A 23,793-nucleotide genomic window follows, 5' to 3' on the forward strand; every position below is an offset into this window, starting at 1 on the left:
GCGCGTGTCGTTGGGAGCATGGCGGATGTGATCCAGACGACCGCCCGCCGAACGAGGCCGGCCCTCCTGTTCACCCGGATGCGCGACCGCTCGCCCGGGCTGGACTCCGCCCTCCTCGGCGGCGCCCTCGCGGCGGGGCTCGGGCTCGCCGCGTTCGCCATGCTCGTGATCCTGCTGTGGATCAGCTCGCCGTACCCGGACAGCGGACTCGACGGCGCGCTGAGCACGGCGGCGGCGCTGTGGCTGCTGGCGCACGGTGCCGAACTGATCCGCACCGACACGCTCTCCGGTGTGGCGGCCCCACTCGGCGTCCGGCCTTTGCTGCTGCTCGCGCTCCCGGTGTGGCTGCTGCACCGGGCGGCCCGCGACGCCACCGATGGGGGCGTGTCGGACGAGCCGGGCGTGTCGGACGACGCCCCGCTCGTGGGCGGCCCGACGGCCTGGACGGGCGTCGTCCTCGGCTACCTGGCCGTCGGCGCGCCCGCCGCGCTCTACGCCGCGAGTGGTGGGCTGCGGCCGGCATGGGCGTCGGCGGGCGTGTGCGTGCCGCTGGTCGCGGTGACGGCCACGGGCGTGGGAGTGTGGCGGGCGTACGGCTGCCCGCGAGGGCCGCTGGAACGGACTGTGGGGGCGCTGCTGCCGAGGGGCGTACGCCATCTGCTCCTCGGCCCGGACGGACGCCTCGGCGTCGCGGCGCGCGCGGCGGTGGCCGGGACGGCGGTGCTCGTCGGCGGCGGGGCGCTGCTGCTGACGGTGTCGCTGCTGTGGCACGGCGGCGAGGCCCAGGGGGCCTTCCTGCGGCTGACGGAGGGGTGGTCGGGACGGCTCGCGGTGCTGCTGCTCGGCGTCATCCTGCTGCCGAACGCGGCGGTGTGGGCGGCGTCGTACGCCCTGGGCCCCGGGTTCCTCCTCGGCGTCGGGCATGCCGTGACACCGCTCTCCGCCTCGCCGGGCCCGCTGCTGCCCGCGTTCCCGCTCCTTGCGGCGGTGCCGGACGCGGGGGCGGGGACGCCGGTGAACTGGGCGGCCGGGGCAGTGCCGTTGGCGGCCGGAGCGGTGGCGGGGTGGTACGTCGCGAAGGGCGCCACCACGGCCCGACACCCGGTGGAGCCCGGAGGCGAGCGGTCGGGGCAGGAGCCGGACGCGTTCTGGTCACCGGGCCGGACGGCCGGTGTCGCCGGATTGTCGGCGGCGCTGTGTGCGGCCCTGCTGGCGATGTTCGCCGCGTTGGCGGGCGGGCCGATGGGGGTTGCCGCGCTCTCCCGGTTCGGGCCGGTGTGGTGGCAGAGCGGGGGTGCGACGCTGGTGTGGATCGGGCTGGTGGCCACGGTGACGGCCCTGGCGGTACGGGCCTGGCGCCGCCGCACACCCCGGAGCGAACGGGCGGAGCGGACACCGGCGGGCGCGGACGGGGAGAGGGGGGCGGGAGCGTGGGCGGGCGCGCGGGCGCGGATCCCGAGGATCGGCGGCCCGCGCCGGGAGTCACCGGAGGGCGACCCTGGCGCGACGGCGGGCGGACCACGGCTCGAGGGCGCCGCCGCCCCCTACGACCTCCTTCCGGCGGACGCCGCTCCCGACCGGGATCTCCCCAGCCGTGATCTTCTCAGCCGTGAACCCCTCAGCCGTGACCTCCCCGGCCCTGGCCTCCCCGACGGTGGCCACCCCGCCGTTCCCGAAACGCCGAAGCCGCCCCCCGCCCAGTAGGGCGGGGGGCGGCTTCGGGAAGCGGGGGCGGGGAGCGGCGGCCGGCCGTCAGTCCGCCGTCCCGAGCAGGTTCCGGAGCTCGTCCGGCAGGAGGTTGTTGCAGGAGTCCGTGGACTGCTGGGTGAGGGCGTCACTCGTGCACGTGTAGTAATCCTGGTAGACCATCTGCGCCGTGAAACTGGCGGCGACCAGGATGAGAGCCAGGGAGGCCGTGACCAGCCCGCTCACCGCCGCCGTGGTCTGCGGGCGGCCCTTCTGCTCGGGCGGCGCCGGGGTGTCGGGGTCGGAGGCCGCGCGGGGCTTGGCCCGCAGGGCGCTGACGGACCAGTGCACGGAGAGCGCACCCAGCAGCAGCGCGACGTACGGCCAGCCGAACAGGGCGAAGAAGAAGGCCCACATGCCGGACAGCAGGGAGTAACGCGCCCGGCGCTGGGCCGGATCCGTGGGATCCCAGCGTGGGCCCGGGCGCTGAGGACCGCCGGTCCCACCGCCGCCCTGTCCCTCCGGACCGTGCGGACGCTCGCCGAAGCCTCCGGAGGAACGGCCGGGCTGCCGGTCGCTCCACCGCCCGCCCCAGAGGGGGCGGCCGCCGCTGTCCCCCCGGCCGCCACCGCCCTCGTCGCCGGACGGGTGCCGGGGCTGCCAGGGCTGGTCGGGAGACCCCTCCGGTGGCGGGGCGAACGGATTGTTCTCCTCGGAGCCACGGCGCCTGTCGCCGTCACCACCCTCGCCCTGGGGCGTCTCGGGCGGCGAGGAGGGGCGCTCCCGCAGCAGCACGGCGCCACGCTCCCCTCCCTGCGCCGACGGCTGGGGGAACGTGAGGAATCGCAGGCTGCGGTCCGGCATCAAGTGAGCGTCTTCCCCTTAATCAAGTCCATCGAATGACGACTGTGACGACTAATGCTCGATCACTGCTTCTACGGCTACTGCTTCTACGGCTACCGCTCGACGGGCTGGACATGCACGGCCGAGCCGGAGCATTTCCGTCCGTCCCCGGTCTCGGCACCCAGTCCTGTGAACGCTTGGTGCACAGGTGGCGTTCCCGGGTGACCGGGCGTTCCGGGGCGTTCCCGAACCGGCTCTTCCCAGACGCTACCTTCCGGCCACGCCCCCGTCCCGTGGGGGCCGCCCGCTGTGCCGGTATCGTTGCTGGCGGTCGGCCGCTTCGTAGGCTTCCCCGTATCCGAGGACCCGAAGCATTCGTACGAATGTACAAAGTGCTGGTCTCCGACCGCACCAGCGCTCCCCGAGAAAGGGCCCCACCGTGGCCGCCAAGCCCGTGGCCGAGCGCGCCAGGCGTCTCGTCGTGCTGGTCTCCGGATCCGGCACCAACCTTCAGGCGCTCCTCGACGAGATCGCCGCCGCCGGCGCCGAGGCGTACGGAGCGGAGGTCGTGGCCGTCGGCGCCGACCGCGGGGACATCGAAGGTCTCGCCCGCGCCGAGCGCGCCGGACTGCCGACCTTCGTGTGCCGGGTCGGGGACTTCGCCACCCGCCAGGAGTGGGACGCGGCGCTCGCCGAGGCCGTCGCCGCCCATGAGCCCGACCTCGTGGTCTCCGCCGGGTTCATGAAGATCGTGGGCAAGGAGTTCCTCGCGCGCTTCGGCGGGCGGTTCGTCAACACCCACCCGGCCCTGCTGCCCAGTTTCCCCGGGGCCCACGGCGTACGGGACGCGCTCGCGTACGGCGCCAGGGTCACCGGCTGCACCGTCCACTTCGTCGACGACGGCGTCGACACCGGGCCGATCATCGCGCAGGGCGTGGTGGAGGTCCGGGACGAGGACGACGAGAGCGCGCTGCACGAGCGCATCAAGGAAGTCGAGCGAAGGCTGCTCGTCGAGGTCGTGGGGCGGCTCGCCCGCAACGGCTATCGCATCGAGGGACGAAAGGTAGTTATCCAGTGACCGCCGAGAGCAACAAGCGGGCCATCCGACGGGCGCTCGTCAGCGTCTACGACAAGACCGGCCTCGAGGACCTCGCGCGCGGCCTGCACGAGGCCGGCGTGGAGCTCGTCTCCACCGGGTCCACGGCCGGCCGCATCTCCGCCGCCGGCGTCCCCGTCACCAAGGTCGAGGAGCTCACCGGCTTCCCCGAGTGCCTGGACGGCCGGGTCAAGACCCTGCACCCGAAGGTCCACGCCGGAATCCTCGCCGACCTGCGTCTCGACAGCCACCGGCAGCAGCTCGGCGAGCTGGGCGTGGAGCCGTTCGACCTGGTCGTGGTGAACCTCTACCCGTTCCGCGAGACCGTCGCCTCGGGCGCGACGCCCGACGAGTGCGTCGAGCAGATCGACATCGGCGGACCGTCGATGGTGCGCGCCGCGGCGAAGAACCACCCCTCGGTCGCCGTGGTGACCAGCCCCGCCCGCTACGCGGACGTCCTGGCGGCGCTGCAGGACGGCGGCTTCGACCTCGCCACCCGCAAGCGGCTCGCCGCCGAGGCCTTCCGGCACACCGCCGCGTACGACGTGGCGGTCGCCTCCTGGTTCGCCTCCGAGTACGCCCCGGTCGACGAGTCGCACTTCCCCGACTTCCTCGGCGCCACGTACGACCGCGCCCACACCCTGCGCTACGGCGAGAACCCGCACCAGCCCGCCGCCCTCTACACGTCGACCGCATTCATCGGCGGCTCCGCCGCGGGGGGCGGCCTGGCCGAGGCCGAACAGCTGCACGGCAAGGAGATGTCGTACAACAACTACACGGACACGGACGCCGCCCGCCGTGCCGCGTACGACCACAGCGAGCCGTGCGTGGCGATCATCAAGCACGCCAACCCGTGCGGCATCGCGGTCGGCGCGGACGTCGCCGAGGCGCACCGCAAGGCGCACGCCTGTGACCCGCTGTCCGCGTTCGGCGGTGTGATCGCGGTCAACCGCCCGGTGTCCAGGGAGATGGCCGAGCAGGTCGCCGAGATCTTCACCGAGGTCGTCGTCGCGCCGGACTACGAGGAGGGCGCCCTCGAGGCCCTCACCAAGAAGAAGAACATCCGCGTGCTGCGCGCCCCCGAGGCCCCCGCCGCCCCGGTCGAGGTCAAGCCGATCGACGGCGGCGCCCTCCTCCAGGTCGCCGACCGTCTCCAGGCCGACGGCGACGACCCGGCGAACTGGACCCTGGCGAGCGGCGAGGCGCTGTCCGGGGCGGAGCTGGCGGAGCTGGCCTTCGCGTGGAAGGCGTGCCGGGCCGTGAAGTCCAACGCCATCCTGCTCGCCAAGGACGGTGCCTCGGTCGGCGTCGGCATGGGCCAGGTCAACCGGGTCGACTCGGCGAAGCTCGCGGTGGAGCGGGCGGGCGCCGAGCGCGCGGCCGGTTCCTTCGCCGCGTCCGACGCCTTCTTCCCCTTCCCGGACGGCCTGGAGATCCTCACCGGGGCCGGCGTCAGGGCCGTGGTCCAGCCGGGCGGTTCGGTCCGCGACGAGCAGGTCGTCGAGGCAGCGAACAAGGCCGGTGTGACGATGTACTTCACGGGGACGCGGCACTTCTTCCACTGAGCGCCACACCGTCCGGTGACGCGACATGCCCGTGCCCCGGGCGGCCCGACGGCCGCCCGGGGCACGGGCATGTCGCGTCCCGCGTTCACGACCGGCCTCATCATCCGGTTCCGGGCCGGCGAGCGGATCAGCAGGAGTGCAGGGAGCCGTAGGAGTGCAGGGGCCGGCAGAGGCGCAGGGACCGGATCGGGTCCCGGCCGGCACCTGTTCGGACGCCTGCTCGAGAGCGGTCGCCCGGGTACCCGCCCGGTTCGGCGGCCGCGTCCGTGGAGCCGGCGGCCGGGCCGATGACCGCGAGGAGCAGCGCGGCGGGCTTGATGACGTCCACTGTTGTCCCCCCCCCATGAACGTCGGTGTCGTACCGTCGCAGGGGTGTGCTCGTACCGTGCCCGGGGCGCCCGCCGCGCGGTACCTCGGATGTCCCGGGGTCACTTCCCGGCCGGAGGCGTGTACTCCTTGAGGTAGCGGGCGACGCGGTCGGCGTACGCGCGGTGGTTCGGGGGGACTCCGCCCGCGTCGTTCACCTTCCGGTACGACGTGCGATAGGCGGCGGCGAGCAGGAGCCGGGGATCGGTGGGCAGTCCGGGTTCCAGCCGGGGCGCGATCCAGCACAGGTAGCGGCCCATCGCCGGAATGGACTCGGCGGGCGGGAAGGGTGGTTCGGGGACGGTCTCGCCCGGGGTGCCGTCCGCGTTCATCCACCAGCGCAGCACCGACGGTGTCCAACGGGCGATGCCGTACTCGTCCTTGACCGGATCGGAGAGGTCCGGGTCGAAGTCGCTCTCGACCTTCAGCATGGCGGCGAGCAGCACCGGAGTGACGTCCTTCCGCCCGCAGTCGTGTGCCGTCTCCACGATCAGCAGCCGGTACGCGGGCGGAATACCCCGGTCGGTGCGGAGTTCGTCGGCGCCGTACGAGGAGGCGCCGACGTTCGCGGTGCCGGCGGTGCCCTGGGCGCCGCCGTCGGACGAGCCGCCGGCCCAGGGGCCGACACCGTACCCGAGAGCGCCCAGGACGGCGAGGACGACCAGTGCAGCTACGGCGGCGCCGGCCGCGACGACCGAGGCGAGGACACCGCGGCGCGACCGGCGGAGTCCGGGAAGCGACCGGAGCCGCCGGGACAGCGGGGACGGCCGGGGCCACCGGCGGTGCGGGGGACGGTCCGTGTCGGCCGCCGTCCGTACCCGGCGCAGCAGCGTCTCCCCGGTGATGCGGTCCTCGTGGGTCCGGGCCAGGCAGGCGTGGACGACGTCCCGCCAGGCGTCCGGCAGCGCGGGGGAGAGCCGCAGTTCGTCGGTGCCGCGCGCGTAGGCGGCGGCCGCGTCCCGGCGGACCATCGGGGTGGCGCCGGGCAGCGGGAACGTACCGGTGAGCACGAGGTGGGCGAGGACGCCGAAGGCCCACACGTCGGCGGACGGGCGGATCCGGCGGCCCCGTTCACCGATCTCGGACCGGAGGAGCTCGGGCGGGGTGTAGTCGGGGGTGGCGAAGGCGGAGGTGTAGGCGTGGGTGCCTTCGAGCTCGGCGGCCATGTTGAAGTCGGCGAGCCGAGCCGAACCGTCGGCCATCAGCAGGACGTTGGCCGGTTTCAGGTCGCCGTGCACCCAGCCCGCCCGGTGCAGCTGGACCAGCCCCTCGCAGATCTGCGCGAGCAGCGCCGGTCCGGTCCCGGGCCGGGGTGAGGCGGCGAGCAGGGCGGACAGGGAGCCCTCCGCCCTCTCCAGGACGAGGACGGTGGCGCCGTCCAGCGCGGGGCGGCCGGGGTCGTCGACGGTGAGCGTCTCGTACATCCGGATCAGCCGAGGTCTGCTGATCCGCCGCAACAGCTCGACCTCGCGCTCGACCAGTTCGCGCAGATGGCTCAACTGGCGGGGCGTACCCGTGCCGGTGGGCAGGAACTTCAGCGCGACCGATCTGGGCAGTGCTTCCTCATACCCGCTCCGGTCCCGGGTGCCCGTGCCCGCGCACCCGGTGGGCGCCTTCCCGGTCCCACCGCCCGGATCTCCGGCCCCGGGACCCCTCGGTGTCTTTCCGTCCCCGTCACCGCCCCCGGTGCCCTCGCCGGTGCGCCGCGCGGCGTAGACACTGCCGAAGGCGCCCGTGGCGATCGGTTCGCGCACCTCCCACACGCCGACCCGGTAGCCCTTGGGCACCGTGACGGCGTAGGGCTCGGTCACCGGGCCGTCCGGCGGCAGGGCGCCGCGGCCAGGACCGTCAGGTCCTCCTCCCGGACCGGATCGAGGCGGAGTGCCGGGGACACCAGCGACTCCTTCTCGCCGTTCAGCCGCGGGCCGGGACCGGCGGTCCCGGGGCCGGGTTCGAGGCGTGGTTTCCCGGCGGGAAAGTCGATGTTCCCCTGCACCGAAGCGCGCGAGGCGGTCGGCCGGTCGGGCCGCAGCCGCTCCACGGCCTGGTCCACGGTGGGCAGCGGGGCGTGCGGTGCGCCGCGCAGCCGGGGTTCGCAGAGGGCGGCCGGCACCGTGAAGCAACGCGTGGAACGGCCCACCGAGAACGCGGGGGCGGTGACCGCGTCGTCCTGGACGCCGGCCGCCCCGGGCCCGCCCCCGGCGCGCGCGTGGTCGCCGTGGGTGCGCAGACAGTCGTGGCGCGGTGCCCACATGTCGAAGGCGAGGCGTTCGCGCGGGGCGAGCCGGAGTCGTGCGCTGCGGTGTCCTGCGTCCCCCGGGGTCGGCGGAGGTACGACGATGATGCTGTACAAGGTGCGTCTCCCCGTGCCTGACGGCTACTCCGTCAGACTAGGGCGACGCACCAGGGCCGTGTCTCCCCCCATACGGGTGAGACACGGCCCTGGTGCGTGGATTGGCCGGAAGTGGTGCCCGGCGGACCCGGAACAGCGACGGAACCGGTTCGGTGGCGGAACCGGTTCAGTACCGGGGCCGGTTGAACCAGTAGCTTCCGTTCCGGTTGGCGCAGAACACGATGATCAGGATGCCGAGCATCAGGCTGATCAGCGCGAAGACGTTGGCGGTGAACAGGCTGATCACGCTGAACAGGGTGACCACCGAGGCGTAGATGATCGCGGAGACGCGCACCCCGCCGCGTCCCGTGGCCATTTTCACGGCGGTGAGGATCGCCCAGAACGCGAACCCCAGGACGATCACTCCGAGCACGATCATGATGCCCGCGCCGATGGCGCCCACATCGTCCGACGAGAGGTTCGGGTCCGAGGAGAGGTTCGGGTCGGAGGAGACCATCTCCTCGAAGTAGTCGGCGAACCAGCCGCTGGCCACGATCATCAGCAGACCACTGAGGGCCTGGAGGCCCCCCAGCACGAACAACATCACACGTGCGGCCGTCACACTGCCGGGCATGACCGCCACGGGACCCGGCTGCCCGTGGGGGTGCGGGAACGCGGGCGGCGAGGGGTAGCCGTAACCGGGCTGACCGGGGGGCTGCTGCTGGGGGTAGCCGTAGCCGGGTTGGCCGGGCTGCTGGGGCGGCTGTCCGTAGGGGTTGTTCGGGTCGCCGAAACTCATGGCGGTTCTTCCTCCGTCGTCGCTTCAGGTGCGGGGACACGCGGAGCGCGGTTCGGAGGAAGCTCTACAGATGCGGTCCGTCCCCCCGGTACTGCCCGCGGCACTGTGCGTTCATCGTTCTCGACGGATCCGTCGGTTGTCCAGCCGCAGGCGGATTGTGTTGTGCAAGTGCAACATTGCTGATCTTGGCCGGATACTGGTGGAACACGACCGGTCCGGGGGCGGACCGGGGCCGGTGTGTGGGATCGCGAACCTCGCGGCCGCCCGGCGCACGCCCGCGGTGAGCATCGGGTACGACCCCGGTGCGCGGCGCCCGGAATGCGGGCGGATTGGAACCCGGGCCCGGTCATCCGCGAGGATGGGGACATGACCGCCCAGATTCTCGATGGCAAGGCCACCGCAGCAGCGATCAAGTCCGATCTGACCGTCCGCGTGGCGGCGCTGAAGGAGAAGGGCGTCACGCCCGGCCTCGGCACGATCCTCGTCGGGAACGATCCCGGCAGCCAGAAGTACGTCGCCGGCAAGCACCGGGACTGCGCCCAGGTCGGTATCGCCTCCATCCAGCGGGAGCTGCCCGAAACGGCCACGCAGGAAGAGATCGAGGCGGTCGTCCGCGACCTGAACGAGGACCCGGCCTGCACCGGGTACATCGTCCAGCTGCCGCTGCCCAAAGGCATCGACGAGAACCGCATCCTCGAACTCATGGACCCGGACAAGGACGCCGACGGCCTCCACCCGATGAACCTAGGCCGCCTGGTCCTGAACGAGCCGGCCCCGCTGCCCTGCACCCCCAACGGTGTCCTCACCCTGCTGCGCCGCTACGGCGTCGAGATCAAGGGTGCGGAGGTCGTGGTCGTCGGCCGCGGGGTGACCATCGGCCGCCCGATGCCGCTGCTGCTGACCCGGCGCAGCGAGAACGCCACCGTGACCCAGTGCCACACCGGCACCCGCGACCTGTCGGCGCACCTCAAGCGCGCGGACATCATCGTCGCCGCCGCCGGCTCCGCCCATCTCGTCCGCCCCGAGGACGTCAAGCCCGGCGCGGCCGTCCTGGACGTCGGTGTCTCCCGCAGCGCCGAGGGCAAGATCGTGGGCGACGTGCACCCGGGCGTGGCCGAGGTGGCCGGCTGGATCTCCCCGAACCCCGGCGGTGTCGGCCCGATGACCCGGGCCCAGCTGCTGGTCAACGTGGTCGAGGCGGCGGAGCGCAGTGCCGGCTGACCGCAGCGTCCGAGAGACGGAGACCGGGGCCCGCGGGACCGGGACGAACCCCGCCGGGACACACGAGCAGGGACAGGCCCGGGAGCAGGAACGGGAGCCGGTCGAGGATGTCGCCCTCGAGGACATCACCGTCACCGACCCCGTCAGCGCGCCCGACACCGATGGGCGGCCGCGGCGCGCCACCCGCCGCTTCCCGCTGTTCACCAGGGACACCGCGCGCCCGGAGGGCGGCGGCCGGGCCGCACCCGGTGACGCCCCCGCGCCCGCCCGGCAGTGGCCGATCCTCGCGGTGCTGCTCATGGCCGGACTCGGCCTGCTGCTGACGGCGTTCGACCTGTTCCGGGTCGGCACGCTGCTGATCGGCGTGGCGCTACTGGCGGGCGGGGTGCTGCGCTGGGCGGTGCCGGACGTCGGCATGCTCGCCGTGCGCTCCCGCTTCACCGACATCGTCACGTACGGCGGGCTGGGCCTCGCGATCGTGCTGCTGGCACTGATGGTGCAGCCCGAGCCATGGCTGGAGATCCCGTTCCTGAAGGACACCCTGCACTTCACCGTCAGCAACAGCTGACGCCGCCGCTGCCTCGTGCCGTCCGGTGAACGGCGGCCCGTCCTCACCCCCGTGAAAGGACGGGCCGCCGCCGGAAACAACCTTCCTGCACCGCGAACCGGCTGTTCAACGGCTCTCCGGGCGCTGTGGCACGGAAGTGACCATTCCGCTACGTCCCCCGGATGGCTCCCGAACTTCCCGACGTGCCCTCGAAGCGCCCTCGGAGCGCAACCGGCGTGATAATCATGACAATCCCGGACAATCGTGATGTCCCACGCGTTGTGATGGTTCCGTACGGCCGAAGGGAGTGCCGGTGGGAGACTGGGGACACGAGCGGGTGAGCGTGCGACGCCGCGTGCCCGCGGCCCTGACGCTCCTGTGCGCCCCCACCCTGGGAACTGAGATCCTGGCTGACGGCATCCATGTGGGTAGCCAGACCGGGGACTCGGCAGAGGCACCACGCGCGAGGGAAAAACCAGCACGACCGGGGGGAAGGTAGGGAAGCGATGCCTCGTTGGAAGGCCTTGCCGGATGAACTCGATCCGCAGATCAGGGAGTTCACGAGCCAGCTCAGGCGGGTGGTGGACCGTAGCGGCATGAGCGTCGCGTCGGTCTCGGACCGCACGGGCTACAGCAAGACGTCCTGGGAGCGTTATCTGAACGGCAGGCTGCTCGCGCCCAAGGGCGCGATCGTGGCCCTGGCCGAGGTCACCGGGACCAATCCGGTGCACCTGACCACGATGTGGGAGCTGGCCGAGCGGGCCTGGAGCCGCTCGGAGATGCGCCACGACATGACGATGGAGGCGATCAGGATCTCGCAGGCGCGCTCCGCGCTGAGCGAGATCGCCGGGCCGTCGTCGGCCGGCGCGGGCGGCAGGAGGCGCAAGGACGGGGGCGCCGCGGTCCGGCCGGGCGTCGCCGGACCGGCCGAGGGCTCACCGTCCGTGCCCCCGCAGCCCACCGCCTCGGACGTCCGTGACGCGTCGGGAGCGAACTCCTGGGGCATGGCCGGGTACGCCGGACCGTCCCCTTCGGGTCACCGGGGAGGCCCGGCGTACCCGGCCGCGCAGCCCGCCGGGGGCGGGCACACGCCGGGCACGCAGGGCGCACCGCCCCGGGGAGCGGCGGGCCGCGGCGGCTCCGGGGGCAAGCGGCGGACGGGGACGTTCGTCGCGGGCGCTGTCGGCGTGCTGGTGGTGATCGCCTCCGCGTTCTACGTCACCGGGCTCGACAGCGACAAGAAGGGCGAGGCCGGGAAGTCCCCCTCGCCCACGGCCTCCGCCCCCGCGAATCTGCCCGCCGGAGTGGAGTGCAGCGGTGACAGCTGCGACGGCAAGGACGCGGAGAGCATGGGCTGCAGCGGTGACCTCGTGACCACGACGCAGACGGCGACCATCGGCACCACCCTGGTCGAGGTCCGCTACAGCAAGGTCTGCGGCGCCGCTTGGGGCCGGATCACCCAGGCCGCCCAGGGCGACAAGGTCGAGATCACCGGCGGGAAGACGAAGCAGAGCGCCGGCATCACCGAGGTCGGCGACACGGTCACGTACACCCCGATGACGGCGGTCGCGAAGGCGACGGACGCCCGGGCCTGCGTGGTGCTGGCCTCCGGCGAGGAAGGGTGCACGGAGGAGACGGAGGCGGGGGTCGCGGAGTAGGGCCGCCCGGTACGCCCGCCGAGCCGAGGGATGCGCGCGGCGGGCGCCGACGGGTGCGGGACGGCCTCCGGAGCACGTCGGCCGGCCTCCGGTGCAGGCCCGAGGAGACGTCCCGGAAATTTTGTGGCGCGGGATCGGCATGGGACGGCGGATACCGGGCACGTGAAAGTCACCCCCACGGGAGTCCGGAAGGATCGGTCACCCGAACGGCGGCCGTCTCCGTCCCTCTCTCCCGGACGGGCGGCCGCCTTCTCTTTCCCCTGGGTACGCTCGTGTACCCCTCGGTCACGCTGTGGGACGGGCCACAGGGAGCCCGGCCGTCCACGATCGTGGATGCGCGATAGCCTGACCGCTGGATCTCTCTTGACGCCAAGATATCGATCATCCAGCGGCGGTCCCTCCGTACCGGTGATCGACCATCACGGCGGGCACCGGTCACGAGCCGGACGGGATCCCGCACCCCGGGGCAGGGACGCCCCACCGCCAGCTGTCATACGGAGAACGCCATGACCCGCACTCCCGTGAACGTCACCGTCACCGGCGCGGCCGGCCAGATCGGTTACGCCCTGCTCTTCCGCATCGCCTCCGGCCAGCTGCTCGGCGCGGACGTGCCGGTCAAGCTGCGCCTGCTGGAGATCACTCCCGCGCTCAAGGCGGCCGAGGGCACGGCCATGGAGCTGGACGACTGCGCGTTCCCGCTGCTCCAGGGCATCGACATCTCGGACGACCCGAACGTGGCCTTCGACGGGGCCAACGTCGCCCTTCTCGTGGGCGCCCGCCCGCGCACCAAGGGCATGGAGCGCGGTGACCTCCTGGAGGCCAACGGCGGCATCTTCAAGCCGCAGGGCCAGGCCATCAACGCCCACGCCGCGGACGACATCCGGGTGCTCGTGGTCGGCAACCCGGCCAACACCAACGCGCTCATCGCCCAGGCCGCCGCTCCGGACGTACCGGCCGAGCGCTTCACCGCGATGACCCGCCTGGACCACAACCGCGCGCTGACCCAGTTGGCGAAGAAGACGGGTTCGACGGTCGCCGACATCAAGCGCCTGACCATCTGGGGCAACCACTCCGCCACCCAGTACCCGGACATCTTCCACGCCACGGTCGCCGGCAAGAACGCCGCCGAGGTCGTGAACGACGAGAAGTGGCTGGCCGAGGACTTCATCCCGACCGTCGCCAAGCGCGGCGCCGCGATCATCGAGGCCCGTGGCGCCTCGTCGGCCGCCTCCGCCGCCAACGCGGCCATCGACCACGTCCACACCTGGGTCAACGGCACCGCGGACGGCGACTGGGTCTCCATGGGCATCCCGTCGGACGGCTCCTACGGCGTCCCGGAGGGCCTGATCTCCTCCTTCCCGGTCACCGTGAAGGACGGCGCGTACGAGATCGTCCAGGGCCTGGAGATCAACGACTTCTCCCGCGCCCGCATCGACGCCTCCGTCAAGGAGCTCGAGGAGGAGCGCGAGGCGGTCCGCGGTCTCGGCCTCATCTGATCATCTCGTCCGACTGCGGACTGCGGACTGCGGACTGCGGACCACACGGGCCCCGCACCGGTACTGACCGGTGCGGGGCCCGTCCGCGTACGGGGATCAAAGCTCTGGCCAGAGCTTGACGCGTGTCACATGATCGCACTCTTGACAATCCGATTCCTTTTGGCGTAAGGCCTCCCCTATGCTGATGGCTCGTCAACTCATCCGTCGCCGAAGACGCGCGCAGCATCGGGGGGACCGCCGTGAGCACTGTCCACGTGCCGCAGCAACCGCACCACCCGGACGGCCCGGCCCCGCCGGAGGTCGCGTCCGTCCCGCCGCACGCCAGCGAGGCGACCCGGCTGCTGTGCGGGGGCGTCTACGTGGACACCGACTACCGCGACCGCGTCATCGACGAGCTGTATCTCCACGAACAGCGGATCGTGGCCCCGTCGCTCGGCTTCGACGCCGCCCGGGTCCTGGCACACGCGCTGCGCGCCCGCCGGCAGGAGTTGCTCTGGGCCGCCGGGGTCATCGGGCTCTGGACGGTGGGCGTCCCGGTGACCGGCGGTCTGCTGACCGGTCTGCTGCTGTCCAGCCTGCTGCTCGGCCTCGTGCCCTGGGTCAGGGGTGATGCCCAGGAACCGCCCCCGTACCGGATGCTTGCCGCCTCCGTGCTGCGCTGGACCGGGGTCGCCCTCTTCGCGCTGTACACGGCGAACGTCGTGGCCATGGCCTTCGGCTCCGGTTCCGGCGGCTCCGGTTCCTCGTCCGGCGTGTACGGGTCCAGTGATCCCTACGGCACGGGCGGGTCCGGCGGTGCCGGTGACCTGGACCTGCCCTTCATGGGGGCGGCCGAGCCCTGGCAGGCCTGGCTGGCCATCGGCGTCGTCGCGCTGATCGCGTGGTGCGTGGCGGCCCAGCGCGACGGGCTGGCCCGCGCGTTCGGCGCCGAACTGTCCCCGCAGTGCTTCCCGGACGTGGCGAACGACCCCGCGGAGAGCCGTGAGGGGGAGCGGTTCGCCCGGCTGACGGGGCGCATCCGGCGGGAGCAGCACGCGCCGCTGATCATGTACGACGAGGAGCGTCCGTTCTGCGGAGCGGGAGCCGCGCACGACACCTGGGCGCTGGCCGTCGAGCTCCGGCCGGACAAGGAGCGGGACAACCGGCGGCCACTCGGCAACCGCGTGATCCTGGACCGGATCCGGCCCCTCATCGAGCAGTTGCGTGAACCGGCCGAGCACGCGGGCACGCCCGTGCGCGACCGGCTGCGGGAACTGGAGATCGACGAGTGCGTGTTCCTCCCCGTCGAGGGGCTGACCGAGCGCGACCAGGCCCCCTACACGCCGGAGGCGTTCGAGCGGCACCTGCTGCGGGCGGTTGAGGAGGGCGGCGAGAAGCGGCGCCACTTCCTGCGGATCCGGGTCGGCGCCTGGGGGGAGGAACTGGGCGTCACGGTGTACGTGCGGGTCCACACCCAGGGCCGCATGCTCATGCTGGAGATCGCCCCGCACGTCATGCCCCCGGTGCGCCGGGAGTTCAAGCGCGCCGACCACGTCGCGCACGGGGTCCGCACCGGCCCGGCGCTGAGCAGGGTCGCCGCGGCCGCCTCCCTGATGCCGGGTTCCCTGGGGCGTGCCCTGGTCTCCGTGTTCCGTGACGTGGTCCTCGCCTGGCGGCTGCTCACCGGGGGACACCGGAGCGAACTGCCCGAGGGCCCCGCCCTGTCGGTGCGCGAGCTGGCCGCGACGGACGCGAAGTCCACGTTCCAGGAGATGGACGTGGCCCGTTACCTGCGCAGCATCCAGGACCGTGTCGGCCACGGAGTCCGACTGGCGCTCGCCGAAGCCGGCTACGAGACCGGCGAGTTCGTCCAGAAGATCGTGAACATCAGCAACGGCGCGGTCAGCATCAACCGGGTCGAGGGCTCCACCTTCGCCATCGGTGAGAACTCCAGCGCCGTCAACGGCGGCCCCGGGCCGCAGAGGGGAGCCTCCGGCGATGACGGCACGTGAGGAGGGCGGCGTCCACATCGGGGACGTCCACGGCAGCACCTTCGCCATCGGCAGCAACGCACACGCGGAGAGCCACCACGGCGTTCCGGCACCGCGCGACGCCGCCGACGAGGAACTGCTCGCCGCGGTACGGGAACTGCGGGCCGATCTGGCCCGGCTGCGGCGGAACGAGCAGACCGCGCAGCTGGACGAGGCGCTGGCGGACACCGAGGAGGAGATCGACCGGACCGGTACGGCCGGCGAGAACCGCCGCCGGCGGCTGCGTGATCTGCTCGCGGGCGCCGAGACTCTCACGGCGCTGCTCGCCTCGGCCGGAACCGTGGCGGGTCTGCTCGGGATGTGACGCCGGTGGGGAAAGGCCGAAGGGGCGAGGGGAACGAAGGGGGAAGCGATGAGCGGGGCACCGCGGTACTGGAACGAGGAGACCCAGCGCTGGGAGGAGAGGGGCCCGGAGGAGCAGAGGGGGACGGGGGGTGAGGCCACGGCCTCACCGACGGTGACGCCGCCTCCGGCAGCCCCGCCACCCCCGGATGCCCCGCCACCCCCGGATGCCCCGCCACCCCCGGATGCTTCGTCCTCCGTTCCCACCCTCACGGGCATCCGATGGCCGGGCGGCGGCACTCCGCCTGCGGCCGAGCCGCCCCCGCCGGCCCCCTGGTCGTCCCCCGAACTGCCCCACGGCCCCGCCGGCCCGCCCGCGTCCCCGGCACCGGCTCGGCGCGGGCTCGACCGGAGACGGGTGTGGTCCGTGGTGGGCGGGGCCGCCGTGGTCGGGGTGGTCGTGGGACTGGTGCTGACCCAGACCCTGGGAAGCGACAAGGAGGCGGACGGCCAGGGGGACGACAAGGCCGCCTCGGCGAGCGTGTCGCAGCCGGCCGGCTCCGGGGCGCCCGGAACGCAGGAGGCCCCGGCCCCGGGGCAGTCGACGTCCGCCGCCGAGGAGCCCACCTCGCCCGCCCCCGACCCGCACAGCACCGTCCCCGACGGTTACGACCGGTACGCCGATTCCGAGGGTTTCACCATCGCCCGGCCCACGGGGTGGACCCGTAGCAGCGTGTCCTCCCAGTACGGCATGGAGGTGGTCACCTACCGCAGTCCCGACCGCGGCATGCGGCTCCAGGTGTTCGAGGTGGCGGAGCCCTCGCCCGACGCGTCGTACGAACTGTTCCTCTCCGACGCCACCCCGAAGGCCCCCGGGTTCGAGCAGCTCTCCCTCGAAACACTGGACGACGGCGACTTCACCGGCTCCCGGCTGGAGTATCTGGCGGACTCCATCAGGGGGGAGCCCGACGTCGGGACCTGGCATGTCGTCGACCTGCGCTTCCAGGCCGCCGACGGCAAGCTGTACGCGCTCGCCGCCTACGGGGCCGACTCCGACGGTCGCGAGGACGAGCGGGAACTGATCCGCACCGCCCTCGAACACTTCTGCCCGCCGGCGACCACCTGCGGGACCGCCACGGACCTCGACTGAACCGACCCCGACCGAAGTTTTGTGATGCTTTCCCCGCTGTGATCACATGTTGTGTGATGCGGCACACCTTCCGCGATGAATCGCGCATGCATTCGGGGTTCGGGGGAAGGAGCCACCCCGTTCCGTGGGTGACGCCCGTGTGACTCGACCTGGTCATTCGACCTGTGTCACTCATGGGCGCCGAACAGGAACGGAAGGCAGCAAGCGATCATGGCGGACAGTACGGAACTTCAGGTGCGCACCTCCATCCACGCGGGAGGCGAGTGGCGGGCAGCCGTCTCGGGGGCCACGCGCGAGATCCTCGACCCCGCGGACGCCCTGCCGTTCGCCGTCGTCGCGGAGGGCGACGAGAAGGACGCCGATCTCGCGGTGGCCGCCGCCCGGCGCGCGTTCGACGAGGGCCCGTGGCCGCACACCCCGGTCGCCGAGCGGGCCGCGCTGCTGCGCCGCGTCGCCGGTCTCCTCGTCCGGGACCGGGAGGAACTCGGCCTGCTGGAGAGCCGGGACGCGGGCAAGACCGTCGAGGAGGGGCGCGTCGACATCGACTGTGTCGCCGACGCCTTCCGCTACTTCGCCGACCTGGTCGCCGGGGAGGCCCCCGGCCGGGTCGTCGACGCGGGCTCCCCCGACGTCCACAGCGTCGTCGTGCACGAGCCCGTCGGCGTCTGCGCCATGATCACGCCCTGGAACTATCCACTGCTCCAGGCCAGCTGGAAGATCGCCCCGGCGCTCGCGGCCGGCAACACCTTCGTCGTCAAGCCCAGTGAGATCACCCCGCTGACCACCGTCGCGCTCATCGCTCTGCTGACCGAGGCGGGACTGCCCGCCGGTGTCGCCAACATCGTCACCGGCCCCGGCCACACCGTCGGCGCCCGGCTCGCCGAGCATCCCGACGTCGACCTGGTCTCCTTCACCGGCGGACTGGCCAGTGGCACCAAGGTCGCCCAGGCCGCCGCGCCGGGCGTGAAGAAGGTCGCCCTCGAACTCGGCGGCAAGAACCCCAACGTGGTCTTCGCCGACGCCTGCGCCACCGAGGAGGGCTTCGACACCGCCGTCGACCAGGCGCTCAACGCGGCCTTCATCCACAGCGGCCAGGTCTGCTCGGCGGGTGCGCGGCTCATCGTCGAGGAGTCCGTCCGCGACCGCTTCGTCACCGAACTCGCCCGCCGCGCCGAGGGGATCAGGCTCGGCCGGGGCACCGCGGACGGCGTCGAGTGCGGACCGCTGGTCTCCGGGCAGCAGCGGGACAAGATCGAGGCGTACGTCGCCTCCGCGCTGAAGGAGGGCGCGGTGCTGCGCTCCGGCGGCAAGCGGCCCGAGCCGTCCGCCGAGCGGCCCGAGGCCGGTTACTTCTACGAGCCGACCGTCCTCGACCGCTGCCACCGCGAGATGCGGGTGGTGCGCGAGGAGGTGTTCGGGCCGGTCCTCACCGTCGAGACCTTCCGCACCGAGGACGAGGCCGTCGGCCTCGCCAACGACACCGAGTACGGGCTGGCCGGCGCCGTCTGGACCGCCGACGCGGGCCGCGCCCGGCGGGTGGCCGGACGGCTGCGCCACGGCACCGTGTGGATCAACGACTTCCACCCCTACCTCCCGCAGGCGGAGTGGGGCGGCTTCGGCAAGAGCGGAGTGGGCCGCGAACTCGGCCCGGCGGGCCTCGCCGAGTACCGCGAGACCAAGCACATCTACCAGAACCTCGCGCCGAAGCCGGTGCGTTGGTTCGCGGGCTGAGCCGCCGCCACCGAGCGGCACCCGTGGCGGGTCCGGCACCCGCGCCCCGCGGGAGGCACCCGGCGTGCACGGTGCACGCGCCTCCCGCGTGCGGTCGCGGCCGCCGGGCGGCACACCGGGGGCACCCTTCCCCGGGCCGCCCGCCCCGGAGCCCTTCACCCGCCGCGCGTCCCGCGCGTCCCGCGCATCCCGCGCATCCCGAGTGACGACGTACCACTTCGAGCAGCCCCCTGCCCAGGAATCCACCCGTGGTTCCGCCGACAACCCTCGTCCCCCAGTCCCCGTAGGAGTCATCCCATGCCGGATCCCACCCACGAACACACGTACGACTACGTCGTCATCGGCGGCGGCACCGCAGGGTCCGTCATCGCCTCCCGGCTGACCGAGAACCCCGAGGTCACCGTCGCGGTCATCGAGGGCGGCCCCAGCGACGTCGGCCGTGACGACGTGCTGACCCTGCGCCGCTGGATGGGCCTGCTCGGCGGCGAGCTGGACTACGACTACCTCACCACCGAGCAGCCGCGCGGCAACTCGCACATCCGGCACAGCCGGGCCCGCGTGCTCGGCGGATGCTCCTCGCACAACACCCTCATCGCGTTCAAGCCGCTCCCGTCCGACTGGGACGAGTGGGAGCAGGCCGGCGCCCAGGGGTGGGGCGCGGTGCAGATGGAGGCGTACTACGCCCGGCTCAGGAACAACATCGTCCCGGTCGACGAGAAGGACCGCAACGCCATCGCCCGTGACTTCGTCGACGCCGCGCAGGCCGCGCTCGGCGTGCCGCGCGTCGAGGGCTTCAACAAGAAGCCGTTCCACGAGGGCGTCGGCTTCTTCGACCTCGCCTACCACCCGGAGAACAACAAGCGTTCCTCGGCGTCGGTCGCGTATCTGCACCCGGTGATGGACGAACGCCCCAACCTGACGATCCTGCTGGAGACGTGGGCGTACCGGCTGGAGCTGAACGGCACCCGCGCCGAGGGCGTCCACGTCCGCACCAAGGACGGCGAGGAGATCCTCGTCCGGGCCCGCGGCGAGGTCCTGCTGTGCGCCGGCGCGGTCGACTCGCCCCGGCTCCTGCTGCACTCCGGCATCGGTCCGAAGGCCGACCTGGAGGCGCTCGGCATACCCGTGGCGCACGACCTTCCCGGTGTCGGCGAGAACCTGCTCGACCACCCCGAGTCGGTGATCGTCTGGGAGACGGACGGACCCATCCCGGACAACTCCGCGATGGACTCCGACGCCGGCCTGTTCGTGCGCCGGGACCCCGGACACGCGGGTCCCGACCTGATGTTCCACTTCTACCAGATCCCGTTCACGGACAATCCGGAGCGCCTCGGCTACCAGCGGCCGGAGTTCGGCGTCTCGATGACCCCGAACATCCCCAAGCCGAAGAGCCGCGGCCGGCTCTACCTGACCAGCGCCGACCCCGAGGTCAAACCCGCGCTGGACTTCCGCTACTTCACCGACGAGGACGACTACGACGGCCGCACCCTCGTCGACGGCATCCGCATCGCCCGCGAGATCGCGAAGACCGAACCGCTGGCCCACTGGCTCAAGCGCGAGGTGGCCCCCGGCCCCGACATCACGGGCGACGAGGAGCTGAGCGAGTACGCCCGTAAGGTCGCGCACACCGTCTACCACCCGGCGGGCACCTGCAGGATGGGCGCCGCCACCGACGAACTGGCCGTGGTGGACCCCGAGCTGCGGATCCGCGGACTGCAGGGCATCCGGATCGCGGACGCCTCCGTCTTCCCGACCATGACCGCCGTGAACCCGATGATCGGCGTGCTGATGGTCGGCGAGCGGGCCGTCGACCTGATCGGAGGCGGTGTGTGATGAGTACCGCGACCTCTGCGACTCCCCAGCCCTCCGGTACCACCGCCGATCCGGAGGGCAGCCCGCCCGTCTTCTCCGTCGACGGACTGTGGAAGGTCTTCGGCCCGAAGGCCGACCGCGTCCCCGCCGACCCCGGGCTCACCGCGCTCGACCCGGCCGAGCTGCGCAGCCGCACCGGCTGCACGGTCGCCGTCCGGGACGTGAGCTTCGACGTCCGCAAGGGCGAGGTCTTCGTCGTCATGGGCCTGTCCGGCTCCGGCAAGTCCACGCTGGTGCGCTGCCTGACCCGGCTGATCGAGCCGACCGCGGGCTCCATCTCCATCGACGGCGAGGACGTGCGCGCGATGGACAAGGCGCGGCTGCGCGAACTGCGCCGGCACCGGGCCGCCATGGTCTTCCAGCACTTCGGCCTGCTGCCGCACCGCACGGTCCTGGACAACGTGGCCTACGGTCTCGAGATCCAGGGCATGGGCCGGGCGGAGCGGCGCGCGAAGGCCGCCGAGGTCGTCGCCAAGGTGGGCCTGGAAGGCATGGAGCAGCGCAGACCCGCCCAGCTCTCCGGCGGTCAGCGCCAGCGCGTCGGGCTCGCCCGCGCGCTCGCCGTCGACCCCCAGGTGCTGCTGTTCGACGAGCCGTTCAGCGCGCTCGACCCCCTCATCCGGCGCGACATGCAGGAGGAGGTGATCCGGCTGCACCACGAGGAGGGCCGCACGATGGTCTTCATCACCCACGACCTCAGCGAGGCGCTGAGGCTGGGCGACCGCATCGCCCTGATGCGCGACGGACGGGTGGTCCAGCTGGGAACCCCCGAGGAGATCGTGGGCTCGCCCGCCGACGACTACGTCCGCGACTTCGTCCGGGACGTCCCGCGCGAACAGGTCCTCACCGTCCGTACGGCCATGCGCCCCGCCTCTTCGGCGGACGAGGCCGGCAGCGGACCCGCCGTCCGCCCCGACGCCACGGTGTCGGAGGCCATCGAGGCCGTCGCCCGCGCGGGCTCCCCGGCCCGGGTCCTCGACCAGGGCCGCTGCGTGGGAATCGTCGATTCCGCAGCCCTGCTGTCGGTCGTCGCGGGGACGGGGACGCCTACCGCTACGGGACCTTCCACCGTCACGGGACCGTTCGCCGGACCTGAGCCCTCGACCATCCCCGTGCCCTCACCCGCCCCCGAGCCCTCCGCCGGGACGGAGCGCCCCGAGGGGGCCGTCTGATGGCGACCGTCACCGCCGTCGCCCCCCGGGCCGGCGAGCGGCCGGGGCTGCTCGGACGTGCCGCCGTACGCAAGCTTCTGCTGCTTGCCGTGGCCGCCGCGGTCCTCGTCCCGTTCGCCGCGGCCCGCTGGGCGAGCGGCAGCTGGCCCGAGGCGCTGACCGTCGACGTCTCCGGACCGCTGGCCGGCGCCAGCGACTGGATCATCGACAACCGGGACTCCCACCCCCTCTTCCTCTACTTCTTCGGCCACGTCAGCAACGTCGTCGTCATCGCCGTACGAGCCGTCTACCTCGCCCTCCTCGCCGTCGGATGGGCGGGAGTGACCGCCGTCGCCGGGCTGGTCGCCTGGCGGGTCGCGGGCCTGCGGCTCGCACTCGGCACCGCTGTCGCGTTCCTCGCCTGCGGTCTGCTCGGCATGTGGGTGCCCACCATGCAGACGCTCGCCCTGATGGTGGTCGCGGTCGCCGCATCCGTCGTCCTCGGCGCGCTGCTGGGACTCGCCGCCGGACTCTCCGACCGCATGGATCGCGTCCTGCGCCCGGTGCTGGACACCATGCAGGTGTTCCCCGCCTTCGCCTACCTCCTGCCGGTCGTGCTGGTGTTCGGTATCGGTGTTCCCGCCGCGGTCCTGGCCACCGTGATCTACGCCGCGCCACCCATGGCCCGGCTGACCTCGCTCGGCCTGCGCGGCGCCGACAAGGAGGTGCTGGAGGCCGTCGAGTCGCTCGGCGCCGGTGCCCGGCAGCGCCTGCTGACCGCCCGCATCCCGCTGGCCCGCAAGGAACTCCTCCTCGGCCTCAACCAGACGATCATGATGGCGCTGTCCATGGCCGTCATCGCCTCGGTGATCGGTGCGGGCGGCCTCGGTGACCGGGTCTACCAGGCGCTGGCCTCGGTCGACGTCGGCGCGGCCCTCGCCGCCGGCATTCCGATCGTGCTCCTCGCCGTCGTCCTCGACCGCGTCACCGCCGCGGCCGGGGCGAACACCGACGGGACGCCCCGGCCCCGTACGCACTGGCTGTACGTCGTGGTCGGCGCCGCGGCCGTCGCGGTCGCCGGGCGTCTGGCGGACCGGCTGGAGTGGCCGGACGGGTGGGTCGTCGTGATCGCCGAACCGGTCAACCGGGCCGTCGACTGGATGACCGACCACCTCTACTCGGGTGTCCCCGTCATCGGCGGCACCGCCGACTGGGCCGCCCGCTTCATCACCTGGGTGCTCGACCCGGTGCGGGACGGACTGCAGTGGCTGCCCTGGTGGTCGGTGCTGCTCGTCGTCGCCGCCCTGGCCTGGCTGATCGGCACCTGGCGCACCGCGCTCACCGCCGTCCTCGCCATGGCCGGCATCGGGGTACTCGGGGTGTGGAACCCGTCCCTCGACACGCTCTCCCAGGTCCTCGCGGCCGTCGCCGTCACCCTCGTCATCGGCTTCGCGATCGGTCTCGCCGCATCCCGCAGCGACCGTGTCGAGCGGCTGCTGCGGCCGGTCCTGGACGTCTTCCAGACGATGCCGCAGTTCGTGTACCTGATCCCGGTCGTCGCCCTGTTCGGCGTCGGCCGTGCCCCGGCCGTCGCCGCCGCCATCGTCTACGCGCTGCCGGCCGTCGTCCGCATCACCACCCAGGGACTGCGCCAGGTCGACCCGGCGGCGATGGAGTCGGCCCGCTCGCTCGGCGCGACCAGCGGCCAGCAACTGCGCCAGGTCCAGCTCCCGCTGGCCCGTCGGGCGCTGCTCCTCGCCGTCAACCAGGGCGTGGTCCTGGTCCTCGCCGTCGTCATCATCGGCGGCCTGGTCGGCGGTGGCGCGCTCGGCTACGACGTCGTCTTCGGCCTCGCGCAGGGAGACCTGGCGACCGGCCTGGTCGCGGGAGCCGCGATCGTCTGCCTGGGCCTGATGCTCGACCGGGTGACCCAGCCCACCGAACGCCGCGCGAAGAAGGGAGCCTGAC

18 protein-coding genes and 1 pseudogene are annotated in these 23,793 nt (G+C 72.8%); 14 read left to right on the forward strand and 5 right to left on the reverse strand.

Going from position 1 to position 23,793, the window contains the following annotated elements; genetic code table 11:
• Positions 1–18: 18 nt before the first annotated feature.
• Positions 19–1,704 (forward strand): DUF6350 family protein, encoded by a 1,686-nt coding sequence (locus OHB56_RS26110; RefSeq protein ID WP_406355929.1) that lies wholly within the window; start codon positions 19–21, stop codon positions 1,702–1,704.
• A 48-nt stretch (positions 1,705–1,752) separates the two neighbouring features.
• On the opposite strand, the gene OHB56_RS26115 is transcribed toward OHB56_RS26110, so the two are convergent.
• Entirely contained in the window at positions 1,753–2,550 is a 798-nt protein-coding gene (locus OHB56_RS26115) for a hypothetical protein (RefSeq protein WP_406355931.1), read from the reverse strand.
• 418 nt (positions 2,551–2,968) lie between these two features.
• Here OHB56_RS26115 and purN point away from each other — a divergent pair, with 418 nt between their 5' ends.
• Together purN and purH are read left to right on the forward strand one after the other, a co-directional pair.
• Positions 2,969–3,607: a phosphoribosylglycinamide formyltransferase gene (gene purN, locus OHB56_RS26120; protein ID WP_326754355.1), complete on the forward strand. Its 639-nt coding sequence runs from the start codon at positions 2,969–2,971 to the stop codon at positions 3,605–3,607.
• On the forward strand, positions 3,604–5,190 hold the full coding sequence (gene purH, locus OHB56_RS26125; protein ID WP_406355933.1) for a bifunctional phosphoribosylaminoimidazolecarboxamide formyltransferase/IMP cyclohydrolase: 1,587 nt from the start codon (positions 3,604–3,606) through the stop codon (positions 5,188–5,190). Before purN ends, purH begins: the two co-directional genes overlap by 4 nt.
• Positions 5,191–5,317: 127 nt before the next feature.
• Here the strand turns inward: purH and OHB56_RS26130 are convergent, their stop codons facing one another.
• The 4 genes and pseudogenes from OHB56_RS26130 to OHB56_RS26145 all read right to left on the reverse strand — a co-directional run bounded on the left by OHB56_RS26130 (position 5,318) and on the right by OHB56_RS26145 (position 8,687).
• Positions 5,318–5,518 (reverse strand): hypothetical protein, encoded by a 201-nt coding sequence (locus OHB56_RS26130; protein WP_406355935.1) that lies wholly within the window; start codon positions 5,516–5,518, stop codon positions 5,318–5,320.
• A gap of 100 nt (positions 5,519–5,618) precedes the next feature.
• On the reverse strand, positions 5,619–7,367 hold the full coding sequence (locus OHB56_RS26135) for a protein kinase domain-containing protein (RefSeq protein ID WP_406355937.1): 1,749 nt from the start codon (positions 7,365–7,367) through the stop codon (positions 5,619–5,621).
• Positions 7,364–7,837 (reverse strand): annotated as a pseudogene (locus tag OHB56_RS26140) (FHA domain-containing protein); the annotation flags it as partial. The pseudogene OHB56_RS26140 and the gene OHB56_RS26135, both read right to left, overlap by 4 nt.
• A gap of 238 nt (positions 7,838–8,075) precedes the next feature.
• Entirely contained in the window at positions 8,076–8,687 is a 612-nt protein-coding gene (locus OHB56_RS26145) for a hypothetical protein (RefSeq protein ID WP_055595611.1), read from the reverse strand.
• A gap of 366 nt (positions 8,688–9,053) precedes the next feature.
• On the opposite strand from OHB56_RS26145, the gene OHB56_RS26150 reads away from it, so the two are divergent.
• From OHB56_RS26150 to OHB56_RS26200, 11 genes are all read left to right on the forward strand, one after another.
• On the forward strand, positions 9,054–9,908 hold the full coding sequence (locus OHB56_RS26150; RefSeq protein ID WP_326754360.1) for a bifunctional methylenetetrahydrofolate dehydrogenase/methenyltetrahydrofolate cyclohydrolase: 855 nt from the start codon (positions 9,054–9,056) through the stop codon (positions 9,906–9,908).
• 124 nt (positions 9,909–10,032) lie between these two features.
• On the forward strand, positions 10,033–10,476 hold the full coding sequence (locus tag OHB56_RS26155) for a DUF3017 domain-containing protein (RefSeq protein WP_406359219.1): 444 nt from the start codon (positions 10,033–10,035) through the stop codon (positions 10,474–10,476).
• A gap of 485 nt (positions 10,477–10,961) precedes the next feature.
• Entirely contained in the window at positions 10,962–12,113 is a 1,152-nt protein-coding gene (locus OHB56_RS26160) for a DUF2690 domain-containing protein (protein WP_406355939.1), read from the forward strand.
• A 506-nt stretch (positions 12,114–12,619) separates the two neighbouring features.
• Entirely contained in the window at positions 12,620–13,609 is a 990-nt protein-coding gene (locus OHB56_RS26165; RefSeq protein ID WP_055595608.1) for a malate dehydrogenase, read from the forward strand.
• A gap of 239 nt (positions 13,610–13,848) precedes the next feature.
• Complete coding sequence (locus OHB56_RS26170; RefSeq protein WP_406355941.1) at positions 13,849–15,600, forward strand: hypothetical protein; 1,752 nt, start codon at positions 13,849–13,851, stop codon at positions 15,598–15,600.
• Positions 15,587–15,943, forward strand: a complete 357-nt coding sequence (locus tag OHB56_RS26175; RefSeq protein ID WP_055628029.1) for a hypothetical protein — start codon at positions 15,587–15,589, stop codon at positions 15,941–15,943. The genes OHB56_RS26170 and OHB56_RS26175 overlap by 14 nt, the downstream gene beginning before the upstream one ends.
• Before the next feature lie 405 nt (positions 15,944–16,348).
• Complete coding sequence (locus OHB56_RS26180; protein ID WP_406355943.1) at positions 16,349–17,071, forward strand: hypothetical protein; 723 nt, start codon at positions 16,349–16,351, stop codon at positions 17,069–17,071.
• A gap of 210 nt (positions 17,072–17,281) precedes the next feature.
• Positions 17,282–18,802: an aldehyde dehydrogenase family protein gene (locus OHB56_RS26185; RefSeq protein ID WP_406355945.1), complete on the forward strand. Its 1,521-nt coding sequence runs from the start codon at positions 17,282–17,284 to the stop codon at positions 18,800–18,802.
• A gap of 297 nt (positions 18,803–19,099) precedes the next feature.
• Positions 19,100–20,635, forward strand: coding sequence for a GMC oxidoreductase (locus tag OHB56_RS26190; protein WP_326754366.1), 1,536 nt, complete (start codon positions 19,100–19,102; stop codon positions 20,633–20,635).
• The gene (locus OHB56_RS26195) at positions 20,635–21,846 is read left to right on the forward strand and encodes a glycine betaine/L-proline ABC transporter ATP-binding protein (RefSeq protein ID WP_406355947.1); all 1,212 of its coding nucleotides are present in this window, start codon (positions 20,635–20,637) and stop codon (positions 21,844–21,846) included. Before OHB56_RS26190 ends, OHB56_RS26195 begins: the two co-directional genes overlap by 1 nt.
• Positions 21,846–23,792 (forward strand): ABC transporter permease, encoded by a 1,947-nt coding sequence (locus tag OHB56_RS26200; RefSeq protein WP_406355949.1) that lies wholly within the window; start codon positions 21,846–21,848, stop codon positions 23,790–23,792. Before OHB56_RS26195 ends, OHB56_RS26200 begins: the two co-directional genes overlap by 1 nt.
• The last annotated feature ends 1 nt before the right edge of the window (position 23,793 follow it).

This window comes from Streptomyces sp. NBC_01635 (assembly GCF_045209715.1).
Taxonomy (GTDB): domain Bacteria; phylum Actinomycetota; class Actinomycetes; order Streptomycetales; family Streptomycetaceae; genus Streptomyces; species Streptomyces hirsutus.